At 41.1% G+C, this 23,025-nt stretch carries 17 protein-coding genes and 1 tRNA gene; 6 read left to right on the top strand and 12 right to left on the bottom strand.

The window, feature by feature from the left end:
• Positions 1 to 26: 26 nt before the first annotated feature.
• Positions 27 to 1,010 carry a phage exclusion protein Lit family protein gene (locus SNE25_RS11900; RefSeq protein WP_321565322.1) on the bottom strand — a complete coding sequence of 328 codons (984 nt, stop codon included), beginning with the start codon at positions 1,008 to 1,010 and terminating at the stop codon, positions 27 to 29.
• A gap of 268 nt (positions 1,011 to 1,278) precedes the next feature.
• On the opposite strand from SNE25_RS11900, the gene SNE25_RS11895 reads away from it, so the two are divergent.
• On the top strand, positions 1,279 to 2,757 hold the full coding sequence (locus SNE25_RS11895) for a recombinase family protein (RefSeq protein ID WP_321565321.1): 1,479 nt from the start codon (positions 1,279 to 1,281) through the stop codon (positions 2,755 to 2,757).
• A gap of 429 nt (positions 2,758 to 3,186) precedes the next feature.
• Here SNE25_RS11895 and SNE25_RS11890 read toward each other — a convergent pair.
• Positions 3,187 to 3,260 (bottom strand) — tRNA-His (locus tag SNE25_RS11890).
• A 116-nt stretch (positions 3,261 to 3,376) separates the two neighbouring features.
• Here SNE25_RS11890 and SNE25_RS11885 point away from each other — a divergent pair.
• The 3 genes from SNE25_RS11885 (at position 3,377) to rnhA (ending at position 6,877) form a co-directional block, all read left to right on the top strand.
• Positions 3,377 to 5,464 (top strand): heavy metal translocating P-type ATPase, encoded by a 2,088-nt coding sequence (locus SNE25_RS11885; protein WP_321565320.1) that lies wholly within the window; start codon positions 3,377 to 3,379, stop codon positions 5,462 to 5,464.
• A gap of 97 nt (positions 5,465 to 5,561) precedes the next feature.
• The gene (locus tag SNE25_RS11880) at positions 5,562 to 6,308 is read left to right on the top strand and encodes a hypothetical protein (protein WP_321565319.1); all 747 of its coding nucleotides are present in this window, start codon (positions 5,562 to 5,564) and stop codon (positions 6,306 to 6,308) included.
• Between the two features lie 98 nt (positions 6,309 to 6,406).
• Complete coding sequence (gene rnhA / locus SNE25_RS11875) at positions 6,407 to 6,877, top strand: ribonuclease HI (RefSeq protein WP_321565318.1); 471 nt, start codon at positions 6,407 to 6,409, stop codon at positions 6,875 to 6,877.
• Between the two features lie 87 nt (positions 6,878 to 6,964).
• Here rnhA and SNE25_RS11870 read toward each other — a convergent pair whose 3' ends face one another.
• From SNE25_RS11870 to SNE25_RS11845, 6 genes are all read right to left on the bottom strand, one after another.
• Positions 6,965 to 7,462: a metallophosphoesterase family protein gene (locus tag SNE25_RS11870; RefSeq protein ID WP_321565317.1), complete on the bottom strand. Its 498-nt coding sequence runs from the start codon at positions 7,460 to 7,462 to the stop codon at positions 6,965 to 6,967.
• A gap of 160 nt (positions 7,463 to 7,622) precedes the next feature.
• A complete protein-coding gene (locus SNE25_RS11865; protein WP_321565316.1) occupies positions 7,623 to 8,282 on the bottom strand; it encodes a tRNA1(Val) (adenine(37)-N6)-methyltransferase in 660 nt (219 codons plus the stop codon).
• 100 nt (positions 8,283 to 8,382) lie between these two features.
• On the bottom strand, positions 8,383 to 8,772 hold the full coding sequence (gene gloA2 / locus SNE25_RS11860) for an SMU1112c/YaeR family gloxylase I-like metalloprotein (protein ID WP_321565315.1): 390 nt from the start codon (positions 8,770 to 8,772) through the stop codon (positions 8,383 to 8,385).
• The gene (gene purL, locus SNE25_RS11855) at positions 8,772 to 10,994 is read right to left on the bottom strand and encodes a phosphoribosylformylglycinamidine synthase subunit PurL (protein ID WP_321565314.1); all 2,223 of its coding nucleotides are present in this window, start codon (positions 10,992 to 10,994) and stop codon (positions 8,772 to 8,774) included. The genes gloA2 and purL overlap by 1 nt, the downstream gene beginning before the upstream one ends.
• Before the next feature lie 164 nt (positions 10,995 to 11,158).
• Positions 11,159 to 11,494 carry a hypothetical protein gene (locus tag SNE25_RS11850; protein WP_321565313.1) on the bottom strand — a complete coding sequence of 112 codons (336 nt, stop codon included), beginning with the start codon at positions 11,492 to 11,494 and terminating at the stop codon, positions 11,159 to 11,161.
• A 230-nt stretch (positions 11,495 to 11,724) separates the two neighbouring features.
• Complete coding sequence (locus tag SNE25_RS11845; protein ID WP_321565312.1) at positions 11,725 to 12,552, bottom strand: energy transducer TonB; 828 nt, start codon at positions 12,550 to 12,552, stop codon at positions 11,725 to 11,727.
• An 841-nt stretch (positions 12,553 to 13,393) separates the two neighbouring features.
• Between SNE25_RS11845 and SNE25_RS11840 the strand changes: the two genes are divergently transcribed.
• The gene (locus SNE25_RS11840; protein ID WP_321565311.1) at positions 13,394 to 14,701 is read left to right on the top strand and encodes an ammonium transporter; all 1,308 of its coding nucleotides are present in this window, start codon (positions 13,394 to 13,396) and stop codon (positions 14,699 to 14,701) included.
• Between the two features lie 491 nt (positions 14,702 to 15,192).
• On the opposite strand, the gene SNE25_RS11835 is transcribed toward SNE25_RS11840, so the two are convergent.
• The 4 genes from SNE25_RS11835 to SNE25_RS11820 all read right to left on the bottom strand — a co-directional run bounded on the left by SNE25_RS11835 (position 15,193) and on the right by SNE25_RS11820 (position 20,237).
• Positions 15,193 to 16,224, bottom strand: a complete 1,032-nt coding sequence (locus SNE25_RS11835; RefSeq protein WP_321565310.1) for an IS110 family RNA-guided transposase — start codon at positions 16,222 to 16,224, stop codon at positions 15,193 to 15,195.
• A 410-nt stretch (positions 16,225 to 16,634) separates the two neighbouring features.
• Positions 16,635 to 17,228, bottom strand: coding sequence for a DUF4468 domain-containing protein (locus tag SNE25_RS11830; protein ID WP_321565309.1), 594 nt, complete (start codon positions 17,226 to 17,228; stop codon positions 16,635 to 16,637).
• Between the two features lie 128 nt (positions 17,229 to 17,356).
• Complete coding sequence (locus tag SNE25_RS11825) at positions 17,357 to 18,403, bottom strand: outer membrane beta-barrel protein (protein ID WP_321565308.1); 1,047 nt, start codon at positions 18,401 to 18,403, stop codon at positions 17,357 to 17,359.
• A 211-nt stretch (positions 18,404 to 18,614) separates the two neighbouring features.
• Positions 18,615 to 20,237, bottom strand: a complete 1,623-nt coding sequence (locus SNE25_RS11820; RefSeq protein WP_321565307.1) for an ammonium transporter — start codon at positions 20,235 to 20,237, stop codon at positions 18,615 to 18,617.
• Between the two features lie 595 nt (positions 20,238 to 20,832).
• Between SNE25_RS11820 and SNE25_RS11815 the strand changes: the two genes are divergently transcribed.
• Complete coding sequence (locus SNE25_RS11815) at positions 20,833 to 23,007, top strand: glutamine synthetase III family protein (protein ID WP_321565306.1); 2,175 nt, start codon at positions 20,833 to 20,835, stop codon at positions 23,005 to 23,007.
• Positions 23,008 to 23,025: the final 18 nt, after the last annotated feature.

Raw genomic sequence — 23,025 nt, 5'->3', positions numbered from 1 at the left:
TTATTACGCAAAAGATTCGCACCTTATTATTTTCTGAAAAACAATAACGGTTCGGATTGGTGATAGTGTGATTTCCTTTCACAGACTTTTTGATCGATGAGCTTGAACAGGTCACTGAAATCCGTTAAGCGCCAGGCGGCTTTATCTGCGGGCAGGAATGGTACACGAAAACGATGGAAGAACACCTGCCAGCCTATGGAAATGGTCACATCAAAAAATAGCTCATGCACCTGCTGGTCAAATACCGCACGTTTGGCAAGCCGCTTTAAACGTACATCAATATCCGGATGTGTATAGCCGCCCCTTATGTCGTCATCTTTCAGAGTAAACAAACCTGCTACCTGTACAACAGCCGCACCGATCATATTCATATATCGGGCCTCTTCGGTGGCCGAAATACCCAAAAGCAAATCAATGGCATAGTCATCCGCCTGTATCTCCATATTTGTCAATCGCCTGCTGTCATCCTTGCTAAATTGCTTCAGCCGATATTTTTCATAAAGGAAGGCGGCAGAATTACTGTGTAACAGCAAATGACCTACTTCATGGTACATGAGGTAGCGCACCGCAAAAAGAAACAAGGCGTTAGCTTGTACAATTCTTTGGCCTCGTTGTTCCGGGTTTGGAAAATGTTGAGGCCAATCCGAATAACTTTCAGCCAAAGATATCGCCCATTCAAACATTTCATTTAACTGTAGACATTCCGGTGAACGACTTAAACTGATAATTTCTTCTTCAGCCTGGTCGATAGTCATTTGTTGAAAGGCTATCATCACATAACATAGACACCACAGGTACGCTAAGTAAGTAGCCTGTAGTTTAATTCCCCGGTCATCAAAATCCGCAAATGGCGCTTCCAGTTTCGCCGGATACGGGTCGATGAAAATGCCCCGGCTCAACTGGTTGCTCATAATAGCTTGGTTTAACTTCCCCGCAAGCTCTTTAGCTTCAAAGAAATTAGTGATCTCATCGTAAAGGCACCTGATTGGTAATGTTGTTTCTTCACTCATCGTCTTCAAATAATGAAAATATTGGTGAATTGAATATACCTTTCTTTTGCTTCTTTTCTTAACTTATAAAGTAAAGTAGCCCCTCAATAATTAGAGAGATATATCCTTCTCGAATTGCAAATGATGACGAAATCATTATTATTTACAAGCACAAATACAACCTGTATAAATTCGTCAGAATTGTATCGTAATTTTTTTTAATGAAACATCAAATCTATAATCACTAGTTGAAATTATATAACTTAAAAAAGCATCTTATTACATTACCATGAAATCAGCCTATATCTATGTTCGAGTAAGTACCGATGAACAAAGGCGCCGAGGCTATTCTCTTATTGAACAAGAAGAACGTCTTTTAGAATATTGCGCGACAAATAACATTCAGGTATCCGGAGTTTTTCGAGAAGACCACTCTGCAAAAGATTTTAACCGCCCGGAATGGAAAAAGCTTATCAAAACGATCAAGAAAAATAAGAACAGCCCTCCAGGTAATGTTCTATTTCTTAAGTGGGATCGTTTCAGTCGCAATATTCAATACGCGTATCAGATGATCGAAATACTTAAGGATCTGAATATTCAAGCTATGGCCATCGATCAACCAATTGACTTTGAGGTTCCTGAAGCTATAGTAATACTTGCTATCTATTTATCGATTCCGCAGGCTGAAAATAGCCGACGTGGCAAAAACACTTCGGATGGATTAAGAAGAGCAAAAAAAATGGGCAGGTATGCCGGAAAGGCACCTATTGGTTATCAAAATGTAGCTACACCCGATGGTATGAAGTTTATTTTGCCAAAACAACCCGAAGCGGATCACGTCAAATGGTCATTCGAACAATTTGCAACAGGAAATTATACCATTAATCAAGTCGCAAAAATGGCTAGTTTGAATGGCCTCAGATATAAAGAAAACGTTCGACGGTTACTTCGAAATCCCATTTACTGTGGTTTTATAACCATAGCTGCCAGCAAGAGTGAAGATATGCAATTAATAAAAGGGATTCATGAGCCTCTTATTTCAGAGGAGCTATTTGAGACCGTCCAGGCACTATTAATTAGCAGGCGCAGACAACGAGGTATAAAGCAGAGTATGAAACCCCTGTTTCCTTTACGCGGATTTTTAACCTGTCCAAACTGTGCTCGCAGGCTAACGGGGAGTATATCTACAGGAAGAAATGCAAAATATCGTTATTACCATTGTTACTCCCCTAAATGTAAAGTTCGATTTAAAGCAGATGAATTGGAAAAAGATTACGAGATGCATTTGAAAAATATTCAGGTTGCACCAGGGGTTCTTGAACTGTTCAAACTTATTTTGGAAGACGAAAATATTTTTACAGCAAGAAAAAAATTATTAAAAGAGCGAGAAGCTTTATTTAATGAGTTCTCTAAACAAGAAGCATTTATGTTGCGGGTGAGAAAATTGCTTGTCGAGGACAAGATAGACTATGAAGACTTCCACAGTTTAAAAAGAGAACAAAAAGAAAAATCATATTTCTTAAATGAAAGGCTAATTGAACTAAATCAAAAAATCAGTAAAAATGAAATTGATTCAGAAAAAGAATGGCTGTGCTTTAACCCTGATATCTTATTCTCGTACAAAAACCAAGATATAGTATCACAGCGGCAAATTATTAGCCAGTTGCAACCCACATCGATAAACCCACTAACTGGAAACCTCAATTTCCTACAAATTGATCCAGGATTGTCTAAGATTATTATTTACAATCCAAACTCTGCAAGATAGCACTGCCCATACGTCCATTATTTACAAAATATTTAATAATGCAAGAATTTTCGACAAAGTACTCCAAAGCTTTTTACACCAGAAAGATTTCTATTAATACTGCAATTAGGATTTTAAACCAGAATGACATTCGAGTAAATGAAGATCAAGCCAAAGAAATATTGGATTTTTTATATCTGATTGCTAAAACATATAATCTACATAAAGATGATCAACAAATGGATCCAAGACCTTAAGGAGTATTCGAACCAGCAAACAGGCGTTTATTGCTTCAATATTCGCTTTTTTTATAATTAAAGAAAACTCTTAAAAAAACGTCAAAAACTTCGAACCGCCTTTTTGGTGGCAAAAAATACCGTTAGAATGTTAATTTACAATAAGTTACAGTGAATAAAAAAGAGGTAACCAAAAACTGACTACCTCTTTAAGGGTAAATGATGGGGCTCGAACCCACGACCCTCGGTACCACAAACCGATGCTCTAACCAACTGAGCTACATCTACCGTTTGGAGAGTGCAAAAATAGAAATCTTATGCCGATTTGCAAACTCTTTTTAAAATTACATTCGGCTTACCCGTTTAATTTAGAACGATTTTAATTAATCACTAAATTTGTAATTATGGCTGAGCAATTAATTGAACTGAATGTAACAGGAATGCATTGTAATAATTGCGCACTATCTGTACATAAACTCCTCGAAAAAAAAGGCTTACATAATATCCTGGTCGATTTTGCCAGCGAAGAAGTAAAATTCTCAACCGACGACAGCGCCAAACTGCCGGAAATAAAAAAAGAAATAGAAAATCTGGGTTTTAAGGTTATTGATGATATTGCCCAGCATTCGCCCGCATTTTACGAAAAAATAGAGAACAAATTCATTTTCTGCACCTTGTTTACCGCGCCGCTACTGCTTGGCATGGTATTACCCTGGCGCTTTTTACATCAGCCAATAATACAGTTAATATTATGCCTGCCTGTGTTTATGGTGGGCTGCCTTCATTTTGGCAAAAGTGCCTGGAGTTCGGTTAAAGGTGGTACCCCAAATATGGATGTGCTGATATTTATAGGCTCTACTTCGGCATTTATATATAGCCTGGTGGGTACTATTCAAAACCTGGGTGAGCAATATCAATTTTATGAAACCTGCGCCACCATTATTACGCTGGTGCTATTGGGCAATGTATTCGAAAAACGATCTGTTACCCAAACCACTTCGGCGGTAAAAGACCTGATCAAATTTCAGCAGGTTAATGCAAACCGGGTTATCAACGGCAGTGTAGAGGTGATCAGTACTAAGGAGGTACGCCCCGGCGATACCCTGCTGGTTAACCAGGGCGACAAAATACCTGTTGACGGCGAAATACTTTCGGGCAGCGCCTCTGTTGATGAAGCCATGCTCACCGGCGAAAGTTTACCGGTAGAAAAAGAAAAATACGATAAAGTTATAGGAGGCACCATACTACTTAGCGGCAATATACACATGCTGGCCACCAAAGTAGGTTCCAATACTATCCTGTCGCAAATTATCGACCTCATGAAAAAAGCGCAGGCTGCCAAACCCCCTATTCAAAAACTGGGCGATAAAGTGGCTGGCATATTTGTTCCGGCGGTACTGACCATAGCGCTGCTTACTTTTATACTCACTTACTATGTCGGCGGGGCTGGTATTCAGCACGCGCTAATGAATGCTATAGCAGTAATGGTAATATCATGCCCCTGTGCCATGGGTCTGGCCACACCCACAGCGGTAATGGTTGGCCTGGGGCGTGCTGCTAAAAACGGTATCCTGATTAAAGGCGGCGACACTATTGAAGCGGTGGCTAATACCAAATATGTGGTATTTGATAAAACAGGAACCTTAACCACCGGCAAGTTCAATATTAATGATATCAAGGCCGAGCCCGGTGTTGATGTGAAACTGGTTAGGGGTATTATTTTAGCTATTGAAGAAAGATCAAACCATCCTATTGCCCGTTCTCTGGTAAACGGATTAAAAAAATTGCCCAATCAAAAAATAATATTGAAAACAGCCCGTGAAGAAAAAGGACTGGGCATGCGCGCTGAAGATGTAGACGGTAATAATTATTTCCTGGGAACAGCCAAAGCCGGCAATGAATCGCACTTTAACCTATCGTTGTATAAAAACCAAAAGCTGCTGGCACAAATAGCTATTGACGACGAGATAAAACCTGAAACCGAAGCACTGATAGCCAAACTTAAAGAAATGGGTATTAAACCCGTTCTGCTAAGCGGTGATAAAAAAGACCGCTGCCTAAAGGTCGCTGCTGCCATTGGTATTAAGGTCGTGCATGCCGAAAAACTGCCGGACGAAAAGTTAAAGGTTATTGACATTTATAACCAAAAAGGCAAAACCATTATGATAGGCGACGGCATAAACGATGCGCCTGCACTAACCAAAGCCGATGTAGGCGTTTCTATGAACGATGCCAGTCACGTGGCTATACAATCGGCCAGTGTGGTGCTCCTGAATACCGATCTGCATTCGGTTATTAAATTTTTGCAGATCAGCCAGCATACGCTGCTTACCATAAAGCAAAACCTGTTCTGGGCCTTTGCCTACAATATTATAGCCATCCCCGTTGCCGCCCTGGGCTTTTTAAACCCAATGGTAGGTGCCTTCACTATGGCGTTCTCGGATGTAGTGGTTATAGGTAATTCATTGAGATTAAAAATCAAAAAGATTTAGCCCCCCGGCCCCCTAAAGGGGGAGCTTTTGATTATTTATTAGTAAAATCATTCCGTTATTTTTTGCTAACATAGCATCATATTAATATTCAGTTATTATGAAATTTGTTGAGCGCTATTTAAGCGGAGAAGATGGGGCTTCTGTATATCAGGACATTTATGATTTAAAGGGAGAAGCTTTTACCCTAAATCACTTTGATGATGTAAATGCGACGCTTACCGAAACATTTAACAGAGTGGCTTTTAATCTTCAAATTATTTATAAGGAATTAAGGAATATTAATTATGTATTTAAAAAAGAATTTATCTGTAATTCCGATAGACCATTGGTACTCCCTTTACCCAATAATGATGAGTTAATTGCTGACCTTGAAAATGCAGTGGCCGATCTTGGTAAAATTCCTCTTTCATTAAAGCTATTTTATAAAATTGTAGGTACTTGCAACTTTGCATGGGATTATAATAGCCAACCAAACTTAATTTGGGAAGGGTCTGATCCTATTCAAATTGACAGTCTTGACGACATAGTAAAATATGTGACTACTGACGATTGGAAAGAATACATCAGTGATTTGCTCGAATCCGATGAAATACCTGCTTTAGAACTAGCGGCGGACTACTTGCATAAAGATAACATTAGCGGAGGACCCGCCTACTCTTTACAAATCACCGAAAACGATAGTTTAGATAGTCTATTTTTGAACGAGCCTAACGAAACAACTTTTATTGATTATTTGAGGATCTGTATGGAAAGCTGTGGCTTTCCTGGCGATTCTGACTTCAGGCAACATCATAGTTATAGAAACTTCTATGCCAAAGTAAAACCACAATTAAAAGCGATTTAAAAAACCTATTCTAATATTAAGAGCTTTTGAATTATAGGTCGTATAAATTTTTTTTTCACTCCCCCTTTAGGGGCCGGGGGGCTTACTATATTTGCATCATGATCGAGATTTTTACAGACGGGGCGTCGAGCGGTAATCCGGGACCGGGTGGTTATGGGGTGATATTGCGTTCGGGCAAACACTATAAGGAACTGTCTGAAGGTTTTCGCAAAACCACCAATAACCGCATGGAGCTATTGGCGGTAATTAAAGGACTGGAGGCTTTAAAAACGCCCAACCAGCAGGTCATGATCTTTTCCGATTCTAAATATGTTATTGATGCCATTGAAAAACGCTGGCTAAATGGCTGGCTGCAAAAAGGTTTCGCCGGCAAAAAGAACAAAGACCTTTGGCTGCGTTATCTTGACATCAGTAAACACCACCAGATTAAATTTACATGGGTACGCGGTCACAACGGTCACCCAGAAAATGAGCGTTGTGATGAGCTGGCCGTTGCTGCAGGTAAACAAAAACCGCTTCTTATAGATTCTGTTTTTGAGGTAGAAAATGCGAAAACGGGGTTGATGTGATGGCTGTCATGCTGAGCTCGTCGAAGCATGGTTGGCAAGCCTGTACACGCGATCCTTCGACGAGCTCAGGATGACAGCCTTGATTTTTCACCACCTCCCCTGCAGCTCAATAATCTGCAGGTCCTGAATTTTATCGCCGTCAATATTAAAACGCATGAGGGTGCGCACTTTATGCCACCCCTGCTGCCCGGCGGCTCCGGGATTAAGGTGCAGGCAACCGATGGTCTTATCGGACATTACCTTTAATATATGCGAATGCCCTGAAATAAACAGCTTTGGCGGATTCAAATAGATCTCCTTTTTTACAGCCGGACTATATTTACCTGGATAGCCCCCTATGTGCGTCATCCATACATCAACTCCTTCGCAGTTAAAACGCAAGTTTTCGGGATAAACCAATCTTACATCTTTTCCATCAATGTTACCGTAAACTCCTTTCAACGGCTTAAATGCCGCCAGTTTATCAGCCAGTTCTACAGTTCCGAAATCGCCCGCATGCCATATTTCATCGCAATTTTCAAAATGCTTAAAAACGGCATCGTCAAGATAGCTGTGGGTATCAGATAAAAGGCCTATTCGGGTCATGATGTAAATATAGATACAAGAGGTAAGAGTCAGGAAACAGGCGCATAAAAAAAATGTCATTGCGAGCGTAGCGCGGCAATCTCATCATGCAAGCAGTCGACTTACCTAATGAGATTGCTTCGTTCCTCGCAATGACATGGTTTATTTTTTTTTATAATACTCAAAAAATCGTCAAAAATTCTTTCAATACCTCCTGATATTCCTTGCCGTAAACCTTAGGTGCATCATAGATCACAAATTGCTCTTCTTCAGCTTGCTGAGTATCAAAACCCAAAGCCAATATTTCTCTATGAGGTGCGTCCGCTTTAAAAGAGTGTAGTGTAATGATTTTTTTTGGGTAAAGTCCATATTGTAAGGCCGATTGCTTTACCAGTACAGCAGTTTCTGTCGGTAGTATCAGCCAGCAAACGCCATTAGTAGTAATATGAGCCGATACATCATGCATCAACTGATCAAAAAAAGCTTTATCTGTGTGTTTAGCTAAAGTTTTCTTCGCTCCGGGAGATTGCAAAGAGTTGATGTAAAAAGGCGGATTAGAAACGATAAGGTCGTATTTTTTATCGGGATGAGCTGCAAAAAAATCTTCAAACCCGTATGGATATAAGGTTAAGCGACCGACAAAAGGTGAATTTTCGAAATTTTTCATTGCTGTTGAGGCAGCGGTTTTATCAATCTCTACTGCGTCAATTTGTGCGGATAGAAAACGCTGGGCCAGCATCAGGGCTATTACTCCGGTACCCGTACCTATATCTAAGATGGATGATGGTTCCTGAAAATCAGCAAGCGCCCCCAGTAACACGCCGTCGGTATTGATTTTCATGGCACACCCGGTTTGGTCAACGCTGAATTGTTTAAAATGGAACATCTCACGAAGATATGTTTTTTTTAAAGTCTCCCCTTTAGGGGAGATTTAGAGGGGCTTACTTTTCGTAAAGCTCCAATGGCAAGCCATCCGGATCGGCAAAAAAGGTGAAACGTTTGCCAGTACATTCATCTACACGAATGGGTTCGGTTACAACGCGAGCCGCCGTCAGGTGAGCCACAGCTTCATCAATATTATCAACCTCAAAGGCTAAATGGCGCAGACCTGCTGCTTCGGGATGTGATGGACGAGTAGGCGGCTCCGGAAATGAAAAAAGCTCGATCTGGTAGAGGTCGCCGACTTCCAGATCAAGCTTGTATGATTGTCGCTGTTCGCGATAAACCTCGCGTACTATTTTTAAACCCAGTATATCAGTATAAAAATGCTTCGACTTTTGGTAGTCGGCACAAATAATAGCTATGTGATGTACCCGGTTTAGCCTCAGCATTATTCGCCTAAAATTGTATGTAACACATTACTGTGAACCATTTTAAGGTCGGTAACATGACCAAACGGTTCTTCGTCAACATTCAGGAAGCCATTGTTAACGGTACCCAGCAAGCTAAATTCAACATTGCTGGTAGCCATAAACTCAACAAAGCGTTCCTGCTCTTCGGGGGCAACGGTTACTACCACCCTACTTTGGGCCTCACCGAAAAGGAAGGCATCTTTACGGATAGCATCATCGGTTTCAATATCAAAACCTAAACCATTTGGCATTGACGATTCCAGTAAGGCGATATACAAACCACCATCGGCCACATCATGTGCCGACTCAATAACACGGTGCTTAATCAGTTCTTTTATAGTCTGCTGCACTCCATACTCCTTATCTATATCAAAATAAGGTGCAGGCGCCTTTAAAATTTTATGCCATGATGCCAGGTACTGTGACGAAGCAATATCATTAACCGATTCGCCTATCAGGTAAATCAGGTCGCCAGGTTGTTTAAAATCGGCAGTCATGATGTTGTTTACGTCATCCATAACACCCAGCATACCAATAGTTGGTGTAGGGAAAACTGAACCGCCATCGGCAGATTGATTGTAGAAACTCACGTTACCACCGGTAACAGGGGTTTCAAACTTACGGCAGGCATCACCCATACCTTTAATAGCGCTTACAAACTGCCAGTAAACTTCAGGAATGTAAGGGTTACCAAAGTTTAAGCAATTGGTAATGGCAACAGGATCGCCGCCGGCACAGGTAATGTTACGTGCTGCTTCGGCAACGGCTATGGCTGTACCTTTATAAGGATCGGCATATACATAGCGTGAGTTACAGTCGGTAGTTAGCACGATAGCCTTGTCGGTATCTTTAACGGCAACCACGGCAGCGTCGCAAGCAAGGTTTGCGGTCATGGTTTGTACACCTACCATGCTATCATACTGGTCGGTTACCCAACGTTTTGAAGCCAGGTTGGGGTGTGCTGCCAGGTGCTCGGCAACTTCAACCAGGTTTTCAGGTTCTTTAACATCATCAATGTTAAATTTCTGATTTTCGGCAAAGTAAGCAGGCTCGCGGTATTCACGCTGATAAACCGGTGCGCCACCACCTAATACAAGGTCGTCGGCAGGCACATCGGCTACTTTTTCGCCATGCATGTAATATTCTAAACGCTGGGTATCGGTTACTTCACCAATAATAGCGCAGTTCAGATCCCATTTATCAAAAACAGCTTCTACTTCTTTTTCGCGACCCTTGTGAACCACAATAAGCATACGCTCCTGAGATTCGGATAACAAAATTTCGTAAGGCTTCATATGATCCTGGCGGGTGGGCACTTTATCTAAGTCGATGCGCATACCGTGCTCGCCTTTGGCACTCATTTCGGAGTTGGAGCAAATGATACCGGCAGCGCCCATATCCTGCATACCTACTACGGCACCTGTTTTAATAACTTCTAAGGTAGCCTCTAACAACAATTTTTCCTGGAACGGATCACCCACCTGTACGGCCGGCAAATCGTTTACAGAATCGGCAGTGATATCTTTTGATGCAAATGCCGCGCCGTGGATACCATCCTTACCGGTTGCAGAACCTACTATATATACCGGGTTACCCACACCGTACGATGTTGCCGAAACGGTTTCGCCCGCTTTAACAATACCTGCCGACATGGCGTTAACCAGTGGGTTTACATTATAACAATCGTCAAAAAACAGTTCGCCGCCTACGGTTGGGATACCAAAGGCATTACCGTAATGGCTGATACCTTTAACCACACCTTTAACAAGCCATTTAGTTTTATCTAAGGTAAGATCGCCAAAACGCAGTGAGTTTAGCTGCGCGATGGGTCTTGCGCCCATGGTAAATATATCGCGGTTGATACCGCCCACCCCTGTGGCCGCGCCCTGGTAAGGTTCAAGCGCCGATGGGTGATTATGTGATTCAATCTTGAAAGCACAGCCAATGCCATCGCCCAGATCAACAAGGCCGGCATTTTCTTCACCTGCCTTAGCCAGCATACGCGGACTATCTTTAGGCAAAGTTTTTAGCCATGTAATAGAGTTTTTGTACGAACAGTGCTCGCTCCACATTACCGCGAAAATAGAAAGCTCGGTAAAATTGGGAACTCGCCCTAATATCTCTTTAATACGTTCAAATTCTTCGGGTAATAAGCCTAAATCTTTGGCGGTTTCAACGGTGGTTAATTCCTGGTGCTCCAATGTACTATTGTTTTATTTGAAAGGATGCGCAAAATTAGGAAAAAACGGCGAAAGGAGAAAGGGATGAAAGAGAAAGGACAAAAGATAAAGGATTGCTTTATTTTAAATGTAGTTGCAAACTACCGGCATACTTCGAACAATGAATACTATCGGCTATTGTAAGGTTATTTACTGTAAATGCCATAAGGCTGCTTATGCCATAACTTCAATGGCACCAGTTTTCCATTGTTGAAATCGTCATAATAAATGGAATAGTCAGGTAGATAAACCCTGAATCGGTAATAGGTAAATAACCTGCCGGCAAAATTATCACATACCGATACCTTATAAAACCTATTTTTTGAGGTCGGAATATCTTCTATATAAGCATGCATGAGCCTTTGTGGCGATCTCTTTTCATTTCCAGAAATAATTTCCGGCAAGGAGTTAATCAGTTGTAAAACTTTTTTTTCCTGCTTGTTATTTCCAATACTATCCTGAGCATTAGCTTTATATGCCATCAGACAAGATAAAATAAGGATGATACTAAAAATCTTCATTTTCTATACATCATTAAATATAATTGATTTCTTGTACGAATGCTACAATAAATTAATGACTGCTTTTGGAATTATTTTCCGAAAACACCTATAACAAAAAAGGGCAAACGAAATAATCGCTTGCCCATGCGGCCGTTTAACGATGCATACTTCCCCCTAATCGTTTCACGAGCCCATTTCTTCTGTTTTTTCTATTCAGATAATTGAAAGTTAATAGGTATATTATACCTAACGCGCACCGGCTGATTATTCTGGATACCAGGTTTCCAGGCTTTGGCCAGTTTGAGTACACGCAGCGCCTCTTCATCAAATCCGTACCCCGCGCCGCGTTCTATTTTTATATTTGATAATGAGCCATCTTTTTCAATAATAAAACTTAAAAGAACCTTTCCCGAAACGCCTTGCTCCTGCGCAACAGCCGGGAACCGCAAATTTTTCTGCAAAAATTTAGCCCATGCCGCTGCACCGCCAACGGGCTCAGGCATAACTTCCAATGTGCCCAATTCCTTTACACCATTATCTTCCGGAGCCGCCGTGTTACCATTTCCTCCATCCGCTTTTCCATCTAAAACGTTGGTACCTCCAGGCGCGCCTTTGCTGTCTACATTGCTTATAACACTGTTTTGTAATTCAGCAGTAGTGTGCGGGTCAATAGGCGGATCATTAGGAACCACAACCGGGGGTAAATTTTGAACTGTTTGCACCGGTACCACTGGTTTAAGTGGAGCGGCTGGTTTTGCTTCCGCGGGTTTGGGTTTTTCGATGAGTTTTTCCTGTTTAATAGTTTTTATGTCCATTAACGGGACCTCAATTATCCTTAGCCGTTCAGCCGGTTTAGGCTTAAATATAATACTGGCTGCTACTAAAATGGCAACGCCGGTAAAAGTAAGGGCCATGGCCTTGGTCATGTTACGGCCATAGTGCTGCCTTAAGTCGTAAGCGCCATACTCTTTGTTGCGATGATCAAATACAAGGTCGAGCCACTCGGCATTGTACAAATTTAGTTTGGTGATAAGCATAATTTTAGAATTTAATTTCAATTATAACGATTATACTTATATAATATTTTGTAAAAAGATATTTTTATTTCCAAATAAAATTTCATCAAAATTTCATCCTTTATTTAAATCGGTCAAATAATTAAAATCATTAAAAAATTTGCCAAAAACATTTAATTTTTATTTAAAATCATGCTAATCACTATTCAAAAGTTTATTTTCATGTACATTTATTACATAAATCAATAAAAAGTTAAAATATTTATAAAAAAATGCCATTTATTTTATTTTTTTACTACTTTTAGATATGGTTAACAGGATTTATAAACTTACATCCTTAATAATTTTTCTTTTTTCAGGATTTTCAGCGTCCGGAAGAGGAGGATTATACCATATAGGCCACAAATCGGTTAAAAAAACGTTCTTTCTGGCGACAAATCCGCAACACAATCCCTTCAATTACGAATACAATATCAATAATGCACCAAACCCGGTAATTAATATCCTACAACACCGTGGCGCGCATTCCATACACAATTTTTACCACTGTCCTAATTTTTATTCCGCTGGAATTAAATATATGAATTTCATTTGCGGCCGCGGCACAAGTGAACTGTCACGCTTTCGCAAACTCATCCTTTTTCCGTTTCACGCTTTTTGGTAGGATAAAAAACAATTTCTTCCGGATGCTCTGATTAAGCGCCCGGATTTCATTGTTTTTTAAAAAATTTAGTTTTTAATACCATCCGGCATTTTGATTGGTGCCGGGTATATTATTAATCTCTTTAATGCTGCCTGATATTTTTGATTGGGTATCAGGTAGCATTAATAAACTTATTAACTATTCCCTAAAATCCTAAACATGAAAAAATTCATACCCTTTGGCGTACTTATAATTGTAATTGTACTTGCCCTTATATATCCTTCGGTTACCTTAACAACCGTTAAAGACAGTAAAATTGATACCGGTGACACTGCCTGGCTATTGGTAAGTACTGCACTTGTACTGATCATGACCCCAGGACTTGCCTTTTTTTATGGCGGTATGGTTAGTAAAAAGAATGTACTATCAACCATGTTACAAAGCTTTGTTTGCATGGGCGTTATTACTGTAATATGGGTTATTTTTGGATTTAGCCTTGCCTTCGGCGATTCTATCGGCGGCTTCATTGGCGATCCGCGCACCTTCTTTATGATGAAAGGCACATTAGGCAATGCCACCTGGAAGCTGGCACCAACCATACCATTGGTGTTGTTTGCCATGTTCCAGCTAAAATTCGCGGTAATTACCCCGGCCCTTATTACCGGCGCATTTGCCGAGCGTATCCGCTTTAACTCCTATGTAATATTCCTTTGCCTGTTCATGATATTTATATATGCACCGCTTGCGCATTCAACCTGGCACCCGGATGGTTTCCTTTTTGGCAAAGGCGTACTTGATTTTGCGGGTGGCACAGTTGTACACATGTCTGCAGGCTGGGCAGCCCTTGCCTCTGCGTTATATTTAAAACAACGTAATGATAAAGCACACGCTCCTGCCCGTATAAGCTATGTATTATTAGGCACAGGTTTATTATGGTTCGGCTGGTTCGGCTTTAACGCAGGTTCGGCCCTGGGCTCAGGCACTTTAGCCGCCACAGCTTTAGCTACTACAACTACCGCTTCGGCAGCCGCTGCCATGTCATGGATGTTTTTTGACATACTGCGCGGTAAAAAACCAGGTGTTATGGGCGCATGTATTGGCGCGGTTGTTGGCCTTGTTGCCATTACACCTGCAGCCGGTTTTGTAACCATCCCCCACTCATTAATAATAGGCATAGTTGCTGCCGTGGTTAGTAACCTGGTTGTAATCTGGAGAACATCAACCAGCATTGATGATACTCTTGACGTATTCCCTTGTCATGGCGTAGGCGGTATGGTTGGTATGTTATTAACCGGCGTATTTGCCCACCAAAATGTAAACTCAGCCAACACTACCGGCAATGGTTTATACTATGGCGAAACGCATTTATTTTTTGTTCACCTGATAACTTTAATAGGCGTTTCAGCCTTCGCTTTTTTCGGCTCATTAGTTTTATTAAAAGTAACCGACATAATCAGCAAGCTGCGTGTAACTCCAGAAGAGGAACTTGCCGGGCTTGATATCAGTCAGCACGACGAGGAACTTTAATCAGCACTATATATATATATCAAACCAAAACAAGAAAAAACTAGAGTCGCATTTTTAAAAAATGCGGCTTTTTTTTTGACCTCAGCCCAACTCTCTCCAAAGAGTAATAGCTCATAAAAAGACAGCATAATAAAGTCAAAAAAGCGAGAGGGTACCACCATGCTTGAACGCTGTTGACGACTCACCCGGCCTGCGCTGCGCTGGATCACCCTCCTACGCCTGTAGCACAACGAGGGTAAAAAAACAAACTTGTTATACTGAACATAGTGAAGCATCTATTCTGTAATATGCATAGTTCACTAATAGCCCCTTCGCTACACTCAGGATGGATGACAAATAAAAATAAAACTTTTTTTCACCCTCTTTCCAGCGAAGCTGAAGAGAGATTCTGTGTTACTTATCAAATAATTTTTAATTTTGTTTACTTAAGGCGGCTTTATGTCAGCTTGCTTAGGGCGGTATGACTTCGTGTTTTATTCGCCCTAACTCTTTTAAGCTGTTGCTATATTTGTTTTTTGTAAATATTCTTTATCATAAGGTTTTTCTGTTGTCCAGATCGTATAAATCATTTCCAGTATTTTTCTTTGTACAGCCACTGCTGCTTTCATTTTAATGCCGTGTTTGGATACCAGTCTAACGAAAATCGCTTTAAAGCGCTCATCATTTCTGATCGCGTTTAAAGAAGGCATATGCATCGCTTTCCTAATATGCCGATTCCCTTTTTTTGAGATCCTGGGTTTCCCTTTTACTGATGTACCCGAATCTTTTCCGATAACATCCAACCCGGCAAAACTTATCAACTGTTTTTTGTTTCTGATCAACTCAAAGCCATTGGTTTCTGCTAATACTATTACCGCTGTAAGATCTCCTACTCCTGATATGGAAGTAATCAAGTCTATCTTTTTATGTAGTTCCTTATCTGTTTTTACAAATACAGCCAGCTCTTGTTTGATCTCTTTTTCCTGCTCATTGAGTAGCTTGATCCGCTGATTCGCCCTGTATATACTTCTGTCGTTAGGGAAAGCCTCTGCCTGTTCTGCATGCAATTGATTTTTAGCCATTGTACGGTCGGCTACGATCTGATCCCGTTCTCTTGTCAACTGCTTCAGATCCCTGAATATCTTTTTTGGCTGTTGCCAGAGATCAAGTGATCGTTCTAATCCGAACTGACATATAGCCTGCGATGCTGTTTTATCTGTGATCGTTTTTATCTCCAGCGTTTTCATGTAACTACTGATCTTATTAGGCAATACAACACTTACCTCAAAACCCTGATCCGATAAGTAATAAGCCAATTTTTCATGGTAAACACCGGTGGCTTCCATAGTATAACGAACAGATACCTGATTGTCCGTATGCTTATTTATCCATAGCTGTAGAGCAGCAAAACCTGATGGCTTGTTGGCAAATGTCTTATAGGAATAAATTTCTTTACAAAGAAATTCATCAACTCTTCCTAACGATACTACTAATTCGTTTTGAGCCACATCTATGCCGGCTACTTGCTTTAAAATTCTTGTCATCACCTGAATTAAATATATCAAAAGTGAATAACCCTTCTTCGTTTGCTCTCCTGGTTGGATATCCTGGATATATCGCTATGCAATATTCCTTACATTCTGTTCAAACTCTAAAGGATAAAAAGAAATGAGGCAGTATCTCTCTCTGAACATATCTTATGATTGTTTGGGTCGTCCTCTGCTCTCATTTCCTTCCACTTTTGTTATGCTAAGCTAATTTATCATTTGATAACAAACATAGGAGGGTCGCCCAGCACAGCGATGTCGGGGCGAGTCTTTGCCAGCGTTCAAATACAACACAATGCCCTCTTTTTTTTAGCTGTCTTTTCATGGCCATTCCCGTCCAAAGGAAAGAAGCTAAAAACAGCACATACAAGCAAAGCCCTCTCCTTTGGAGAGGATTTAGGTGAGGTCTACCACTCCTTAGTTGATATTTTATTCAGCTTTTTTTCTGCCTTGGGTAATGCCGAAACTTTTAACATGTATGCACGCAGAACCCCGCCTACCCTGCGACTATTCAACAGTATCCGGTTCTGAAATTCAGCTATATCACGTTTATCCAATTTGCCGTCAGCCTTTTCTAAAGGTATAGTTATACCCGGCACTGGCTCATAAATATTATAACGGTTACGCTGATAAGGCACGTACACAAAATCAGTAAACCAATACCGGTATTTGCCATCCTTTACCTCGATGCGCATTGTATAGGTTATTTCCCCATCCTCATGCGTAGTTACAAACGACTTTTTTGATACCAGAAAGCCACCGTTACCAGCCAGCACACCCTGAGCTTTGTCGGCCGTAGTCAATTTCAGCTTATCTTTAGCATTACCTGTTTTAAAAAAGTAAAGCGCCCGGTTATATAACGTATCGGCATTTAAATTGGGCTCACTAACCGTTTGATAATAGATATATTTATCATTTTCATCAATCGCCAGAGAATCTTTCTGTGCGGCAGCATTTTTAGCAAACAGGATACAAATAAAAGCGATCAGTATATTCTTCATCAGTGTAATTTGTTTTAAGTAACGAAGCCGTCCCGGAGCATTTTTTCGGAACAGTTTTCGCTATAAAGATAAAAGCCGCTCCGGTTATTCGGAGCGGCTTTTAATAAAAATACATTATTTTGTTTTTTTCAGAAAGCGTAAACCGCTGCTATAACAAATTGCGAGGCAGATTTTGTAGGATCGCCCGAGCTTTTGGTAAAGGCTTCGGTAGAGTTATTATCCAGTCTGAACTCCGGGATTAGCGATAACGGCCCTGCCTTGATGTTGGCTGTAAAGGTTACCGCTGTTACATGCTCGCCCGGGTCAGGACCAGCCAGGGCAAAGTCGCCCGCTTTGGTTTTAAAATACTCCCCTCTTAAACCCAAAGTCACATCTTTCGATACCGCCAGCTGTGGATACAAGGCCACTCCGGTGAAACCGCCTTTGGTGCCATTAGTTGCTTTGTAATCAGCTGCGTTCAGGCCCAGTTTAAAGGCATCGGTGATCTGGTAAGCCGTGGTCAGGTCAAACTCGGTACCTGCTGTGCCGCCCGTTATTACGTTCAGGTAAGCTGTCCAACCTTTTACCGGGGCGATCATCAGCTGTGCGCCAAAGTTATTCATTCCGGTATTGGCTTTGTAGGCATTCCACTGGTCGTTAAAGATACCGGCCATTAAACTTACTTTATCCGAGAACGAATAGGTGGCCTTGAAACCTGCATTCTGGAACGGACCGTTGGTGAACAGGTACGAGGTAGAGTAGTTAAAGTTGCCTACCGGGCTGATTACTTCATAACCGATAAAGGTTGACATATAACCACCGGTCAGTACAAACTTATCGGTTACATCATATGACATGTATAAGTTCTGGATATGGAACGAATCGCCATTATCACCTGCATTGGGGATAGACTGCCCCTGACCTCTCGGACCAAAGGAAAGCTCACCCACAAATGCCGCTTTACCTACTTTTTTCTTCAGTCCAAGGTCAACCATACCTATTGACATGGAATTATGATCGGTTGCAAAGCTGGTGGGTATATTGGCATGTTTGGAAAAGTCATATTTATAATAGGCATCTACCGAGCCCGTGATGGTCAACGGCGGGTCGGGTGCCGCAGTTTTTGTAGAGTCCTGTGCCTTAACTGTAAAGGCCGCGATAGAAAATAAACATAAGAGTAAACTTACTTTTTTCATGATAACGATTTAATTGTTAAACTTTAGTTTGTTAATTGTTTTTGGTTTGGTATATGTAAAAACCTGTAATACAAAAAGTTAAATACATTTGGGATCATTTATTGTCGGCATAAAAAATCCCTGTGCAGTTGGCTATGCCATTGCAAAAAAGCCACTAACCAACCACACAAGGTATTACAGGCAGTTTTTATAAAGCCCTGGTTATTTATTCTTAAACCTCAGAAGTAGATTTAACCCCTTTGTCAAAAAGACCGCTTAAGCTAACTTCCTCTTCTTGAACAGGGTAAACTTCAATACCATGGTCAAATACGTCGATACCACCCAGGCTAACCTCGCCGTGCTCTTCAATACGCAGTCTCCATGGATTAGGTAATTTATTGATGATATACATCATAGCGAAGCTCACAATGAATACCGAAGCTGTAATAGCAAAGCTGCCGATAAATTGAGCCTTAAGTACATCAAAGCCCCCGCCATAAAACAAACCTGTAACCGGAGCTGAATTATCGGCACCTGTTGGGCCTGTAGCACCAAACTGACCTGAAGCAAATAAACCTAATGACAAGGTACCCCATATACCGTTTAAGCCGTGTACAGAAACTGCACCAACCGGATCGTCAATACGGAACCACTCAATAGCATAAACACCAGCAAATATGATTAGGCCTGCAACCGCGCCAAGTAAAATTGAACCCAGCGGGCTTACCCAGTAACATGGGCAAGTGATAGCAACCAAACCTGCCAGGAAACCATTTATGGTAAAGGCCAAATCAAATTTACCTTTTGTTGGCCCCCACCAAAGCGCTGCAAGCATGGCAGAAAAACCACCGGCGCAGGCTGCAAGTGTAGTGTTGGCAGCTACGCGGCCAATACCCTGCATATCCATTGCCGACAGGGTTGAACCCGGGTTAAAGCCATACCATCCAAACCATAATATAAAACCACCTACTGCAGCTACTAATAAGTTATGACCCGGAGGCAATCCGCCTTTTTGTTTATCGTCCCGGGCAAATATGCGGCCTAACCGCGGGCCTAACACCATTGCACCTGCCAACGATGCAACACCACCAATGGTATGCACCACGGTTGAACCTGCAAAATCGCGGAAAGGCTGTGCGCTTAAATGAGCAAAAATCCCTGATGTACCCATGGTTGCAAGGAAACCGTCGGGTCCCCATGCCCAGTGACCAATTATCGGGTAAATAAATCCTGTAATACCTATACTGTATAAAATATCGCCGCGGAAACTGGTACGACCTATCATTGCACCAGAAACAATGGTTGAGCAGGTATCAGCAAATGCATACTGAAATATCCAGTGCGCCAAAAGCGGAATACCTGTTGCGCCATAAGTGGCAGGGGTGTTTTGTAAAAAGAACCAGTTTGTGATGGTTTTCCCATCAGCTCCAAGTCCGCCCCAGCCAATAAAGCCATTGCCATTACCAAACATAAAGGCATAACCTATGGCGTAGAATAGTAACCCGCAAAGGCATGTATCAAAAATACACTCCATTAAAACGTTTACCGTTTCGCGTTTGCGGGCAAAGCCAGCTTCAAGCATAACAAAACCCGCCTGCATACCAAATACCAAAAAGGCAGCAACGAGGGTCCAAACCGTGTTTACGGTATTGATCATTGCAGTTTCATGGGCGGTATAAGTTTCAGCAGCGTGGGCCGAAGTACCTAATATACCTGGCAAAGTCATCATTGCCACAAGCACCAGCAATAAACCAATCATCTTTCCTGTTAAAATGGTAGCTCCCAGCGCCCATTTTTCACGTGACAGTTGCCGGACTGCACTCAGGAGGTTGTGTTTTGTTGAACTTACTTTCATTGTTTTGATTGTTTTTTAAAGTTTAATTTAGTTTGATTGTTGTATTATATAAATTTAGTTTGATTGCAAAGCTCAAAAAATCAACAAAAACACCTTAAAACATCTAAAAAAACCAAAAATACTTAGTTTAATCAGGGAATTATTAAGTTTTTTATAAAAAATATAATAATTATGATGTTTCTGTAAATTATTTTCTGAAATTATGTAGTTATTTTAACAATAACAAATTTTTAATAAAAAAACAACACAAAAATCTACAATATTTACGAAAATTGTAAATAGAAACTAAAATCAAAGTAAAAATTTAGAGATTTCAAAAAACAAATTGCATAATTCTTGAAATAAATAACAACTATTCATAAAATTCAATCAATTATGGCTAAAAAATGCGATCTATATCATCTTTAATTAAAAGCAGTGGCAAAAAATTACATATTTTCACTCCTTAACACTCAAATCACTTTAAAACAGATCAGAGCTACCATACCTTATATTACTGCATAAGTTATTTCACGTTATTTCCGCTAATTTTTATGCATATTTTAAATGATAGTTCTATTTTTGAAAGTTGACCTTTATTTAAACCGCATATCTTATGTCTAACATCCGATTTAAAGCACTGCAGGACGTTCAGAGCAGAACCATCCCTGAGGTGAAAGCCCCTTCTTCAAAAATTTCCGATTACTTTGGCGCCAATGTTTTCGATAAAAAGAAAATGAAGGAATACCTCTCTACTGAGGCTTACCAGGGTATTATCAATTCTATTGAAAAAGGCGAACCAATTCCGCGCGACCTGGCCGAGCAAATTGCCTCCGCCATGAAATCGTGGGCTTTAGGCAAAGGGGCAACGCACTATACACACTGGTTTCAACCGCTTACCGGTACCACAGCTGAAAAACACGACGCATTTTTTGAACCCACAGCTGATGGAGGCGCCATTGAACGTTTTTCGGGCGATGCCTTAGCCCAGCAGGAACCCGATGCTTCGAGCTTTCCGAGCGGCGGCATACGCAATACTTTTGAGGCCCGCGGCTATACCGCGTGGGATCCGTCTTCGCCGGCATTTTTAATGGCGCGTACCTTATGTATACCAACCGTATTTGTTTCCTATACCGGAGAGGCGCTTGATTATAAGGTTCCTTTGTTAAAGGCGCTTAATGTTTTGGATAAAGCTGCCGTTGATGTTTGCCACTATTTTGACAAGGGAATTGAAAAGGTAAATGCGTCATTAGGTATTGAGCAGGAATATTTTTTGGTAGATATTGCCCTGTTTAACGCCCGCCCTGACCTCTACCTTACCGGCCGCACACTTTTCGGCCATATATCGGCCAAAAACCAGCAACTGGAAGATCATTACTTTGGATCGATACCAGAACGTGTATATGCTTACATGCAGGATATGGAAGCTGAAGCCCTGTTGTTAGGTATTCCACTGAAAACACGCCATAATGAAGTTGCGCCTTCGCAATTTGAATGCGCCCCTATTTATGAAGAAATAAACCTGGCCATTGATCATAACCAGTTGCTGATGGACCTGATGGACAGGGTTGCCCGCAGGCACAATTTTAAGGTATTACTGCACGAAAAACCATATGCCGGCATTAATGGCTCAGGCAAGCACAATAACTGGTCACTGATAACCAACACGGGTAAAAACCTGTTATCGCCGGGTAAAACTCCAAAAAACAACCTGATGTTCCTTACCTTTTTTGTGAACACCATAAAAGCGGTATATGAACACGCTGATTTACTAAGGGCTTCTATCGCGTCAGTAAACAACGATCACCGCTTAGGCGCCAATGAGGCTCCCCCTGCCATTATTTCTATATTTTTAGGCAGCCAGTTAAATGACGTGCTTGACGAAATTGAAACCTCAAGGATCAGCAAAAAAATAAAAGAAGACAATTTATTATGGCAGGGTATTCCTAAAATTCCGCAAATTTTGCCGGATAACACCGATCGTAACCGCACTTCGCCATTTGCCTTTACCGGCAACAAGTTTGAGCTGCGTGCTGTTGGTTCATCGGCAAATTCGGCAAGCCCCATGACGGTTCTAAACCTCATCGTGGCCGATCAGCTTAAAAAGTTCAAATATGACGTTGATAAACTGATAAAAAAAGGCGAGAAAAAGGATGTAGCCATATTAATGGTGATCAAAAAATACATCAAGGAATCTAAAAACATTCGTTTTGAGGGCAATGGCTACAGCGAAGCCTGGGAAAAAGAAGCAGAAGAAAGGGGTTTACCAAATGTTAAAACCACTCCAAAGGCCCTGGATGCCATGCTATCTGAGAAAACTGATATCCTTTTTGCAGAAACAGGGATATTTACCCCGCGTGAGGCCCATGCCCGTCATGAAATTTTGCTTGATGCCTTTTATAAGAAACTACAGATAGAAGCCCGTGTTATTGGCGAATTGGTTATGAACGTGATTATACCATCGGCCATAGCTTACCAATCTAAATTGATTGAAAATGTAAAGGGTTTAAAAGACATTGGTCTTGACGGCAGCACTTATACTGCGCAGCTCGATATTATTAATAAAATAGCCCAACACGTTAACTTTATAAAAACCAACGTAGAACAAATGGTTGATGAGCGTAAAAAGGCCAATGCCATTGATGACATACGTCAGCGCGCGATTGATTATGACGAAAAGGTAAAATCATTCTTCCAACCTATCCGTTACCATGTTGACAAGTTGGAACAACTGGTCGATGATACCCTTTGGCCATTACCAAAATTCAGGGAACTACTGTTTGTAAAATAATTTCTCACGAATAGCACC

The sequence above is a fragment of the Mucilaginibacter sabulilitoris genome (genome assembly GCF_034262375.1).
Taxonomy (GTDB): domain Bacteria; phylum Bacteroidota; class Bacteroidia; order Sphingobacteriales; family Sphingobacteriaceae; genus Mucilaginibacter; species Mucilaginibacter sabulilitoris.
This window is presented reverse-complemented; position numbering and strand designations above follow the sequence as displayed.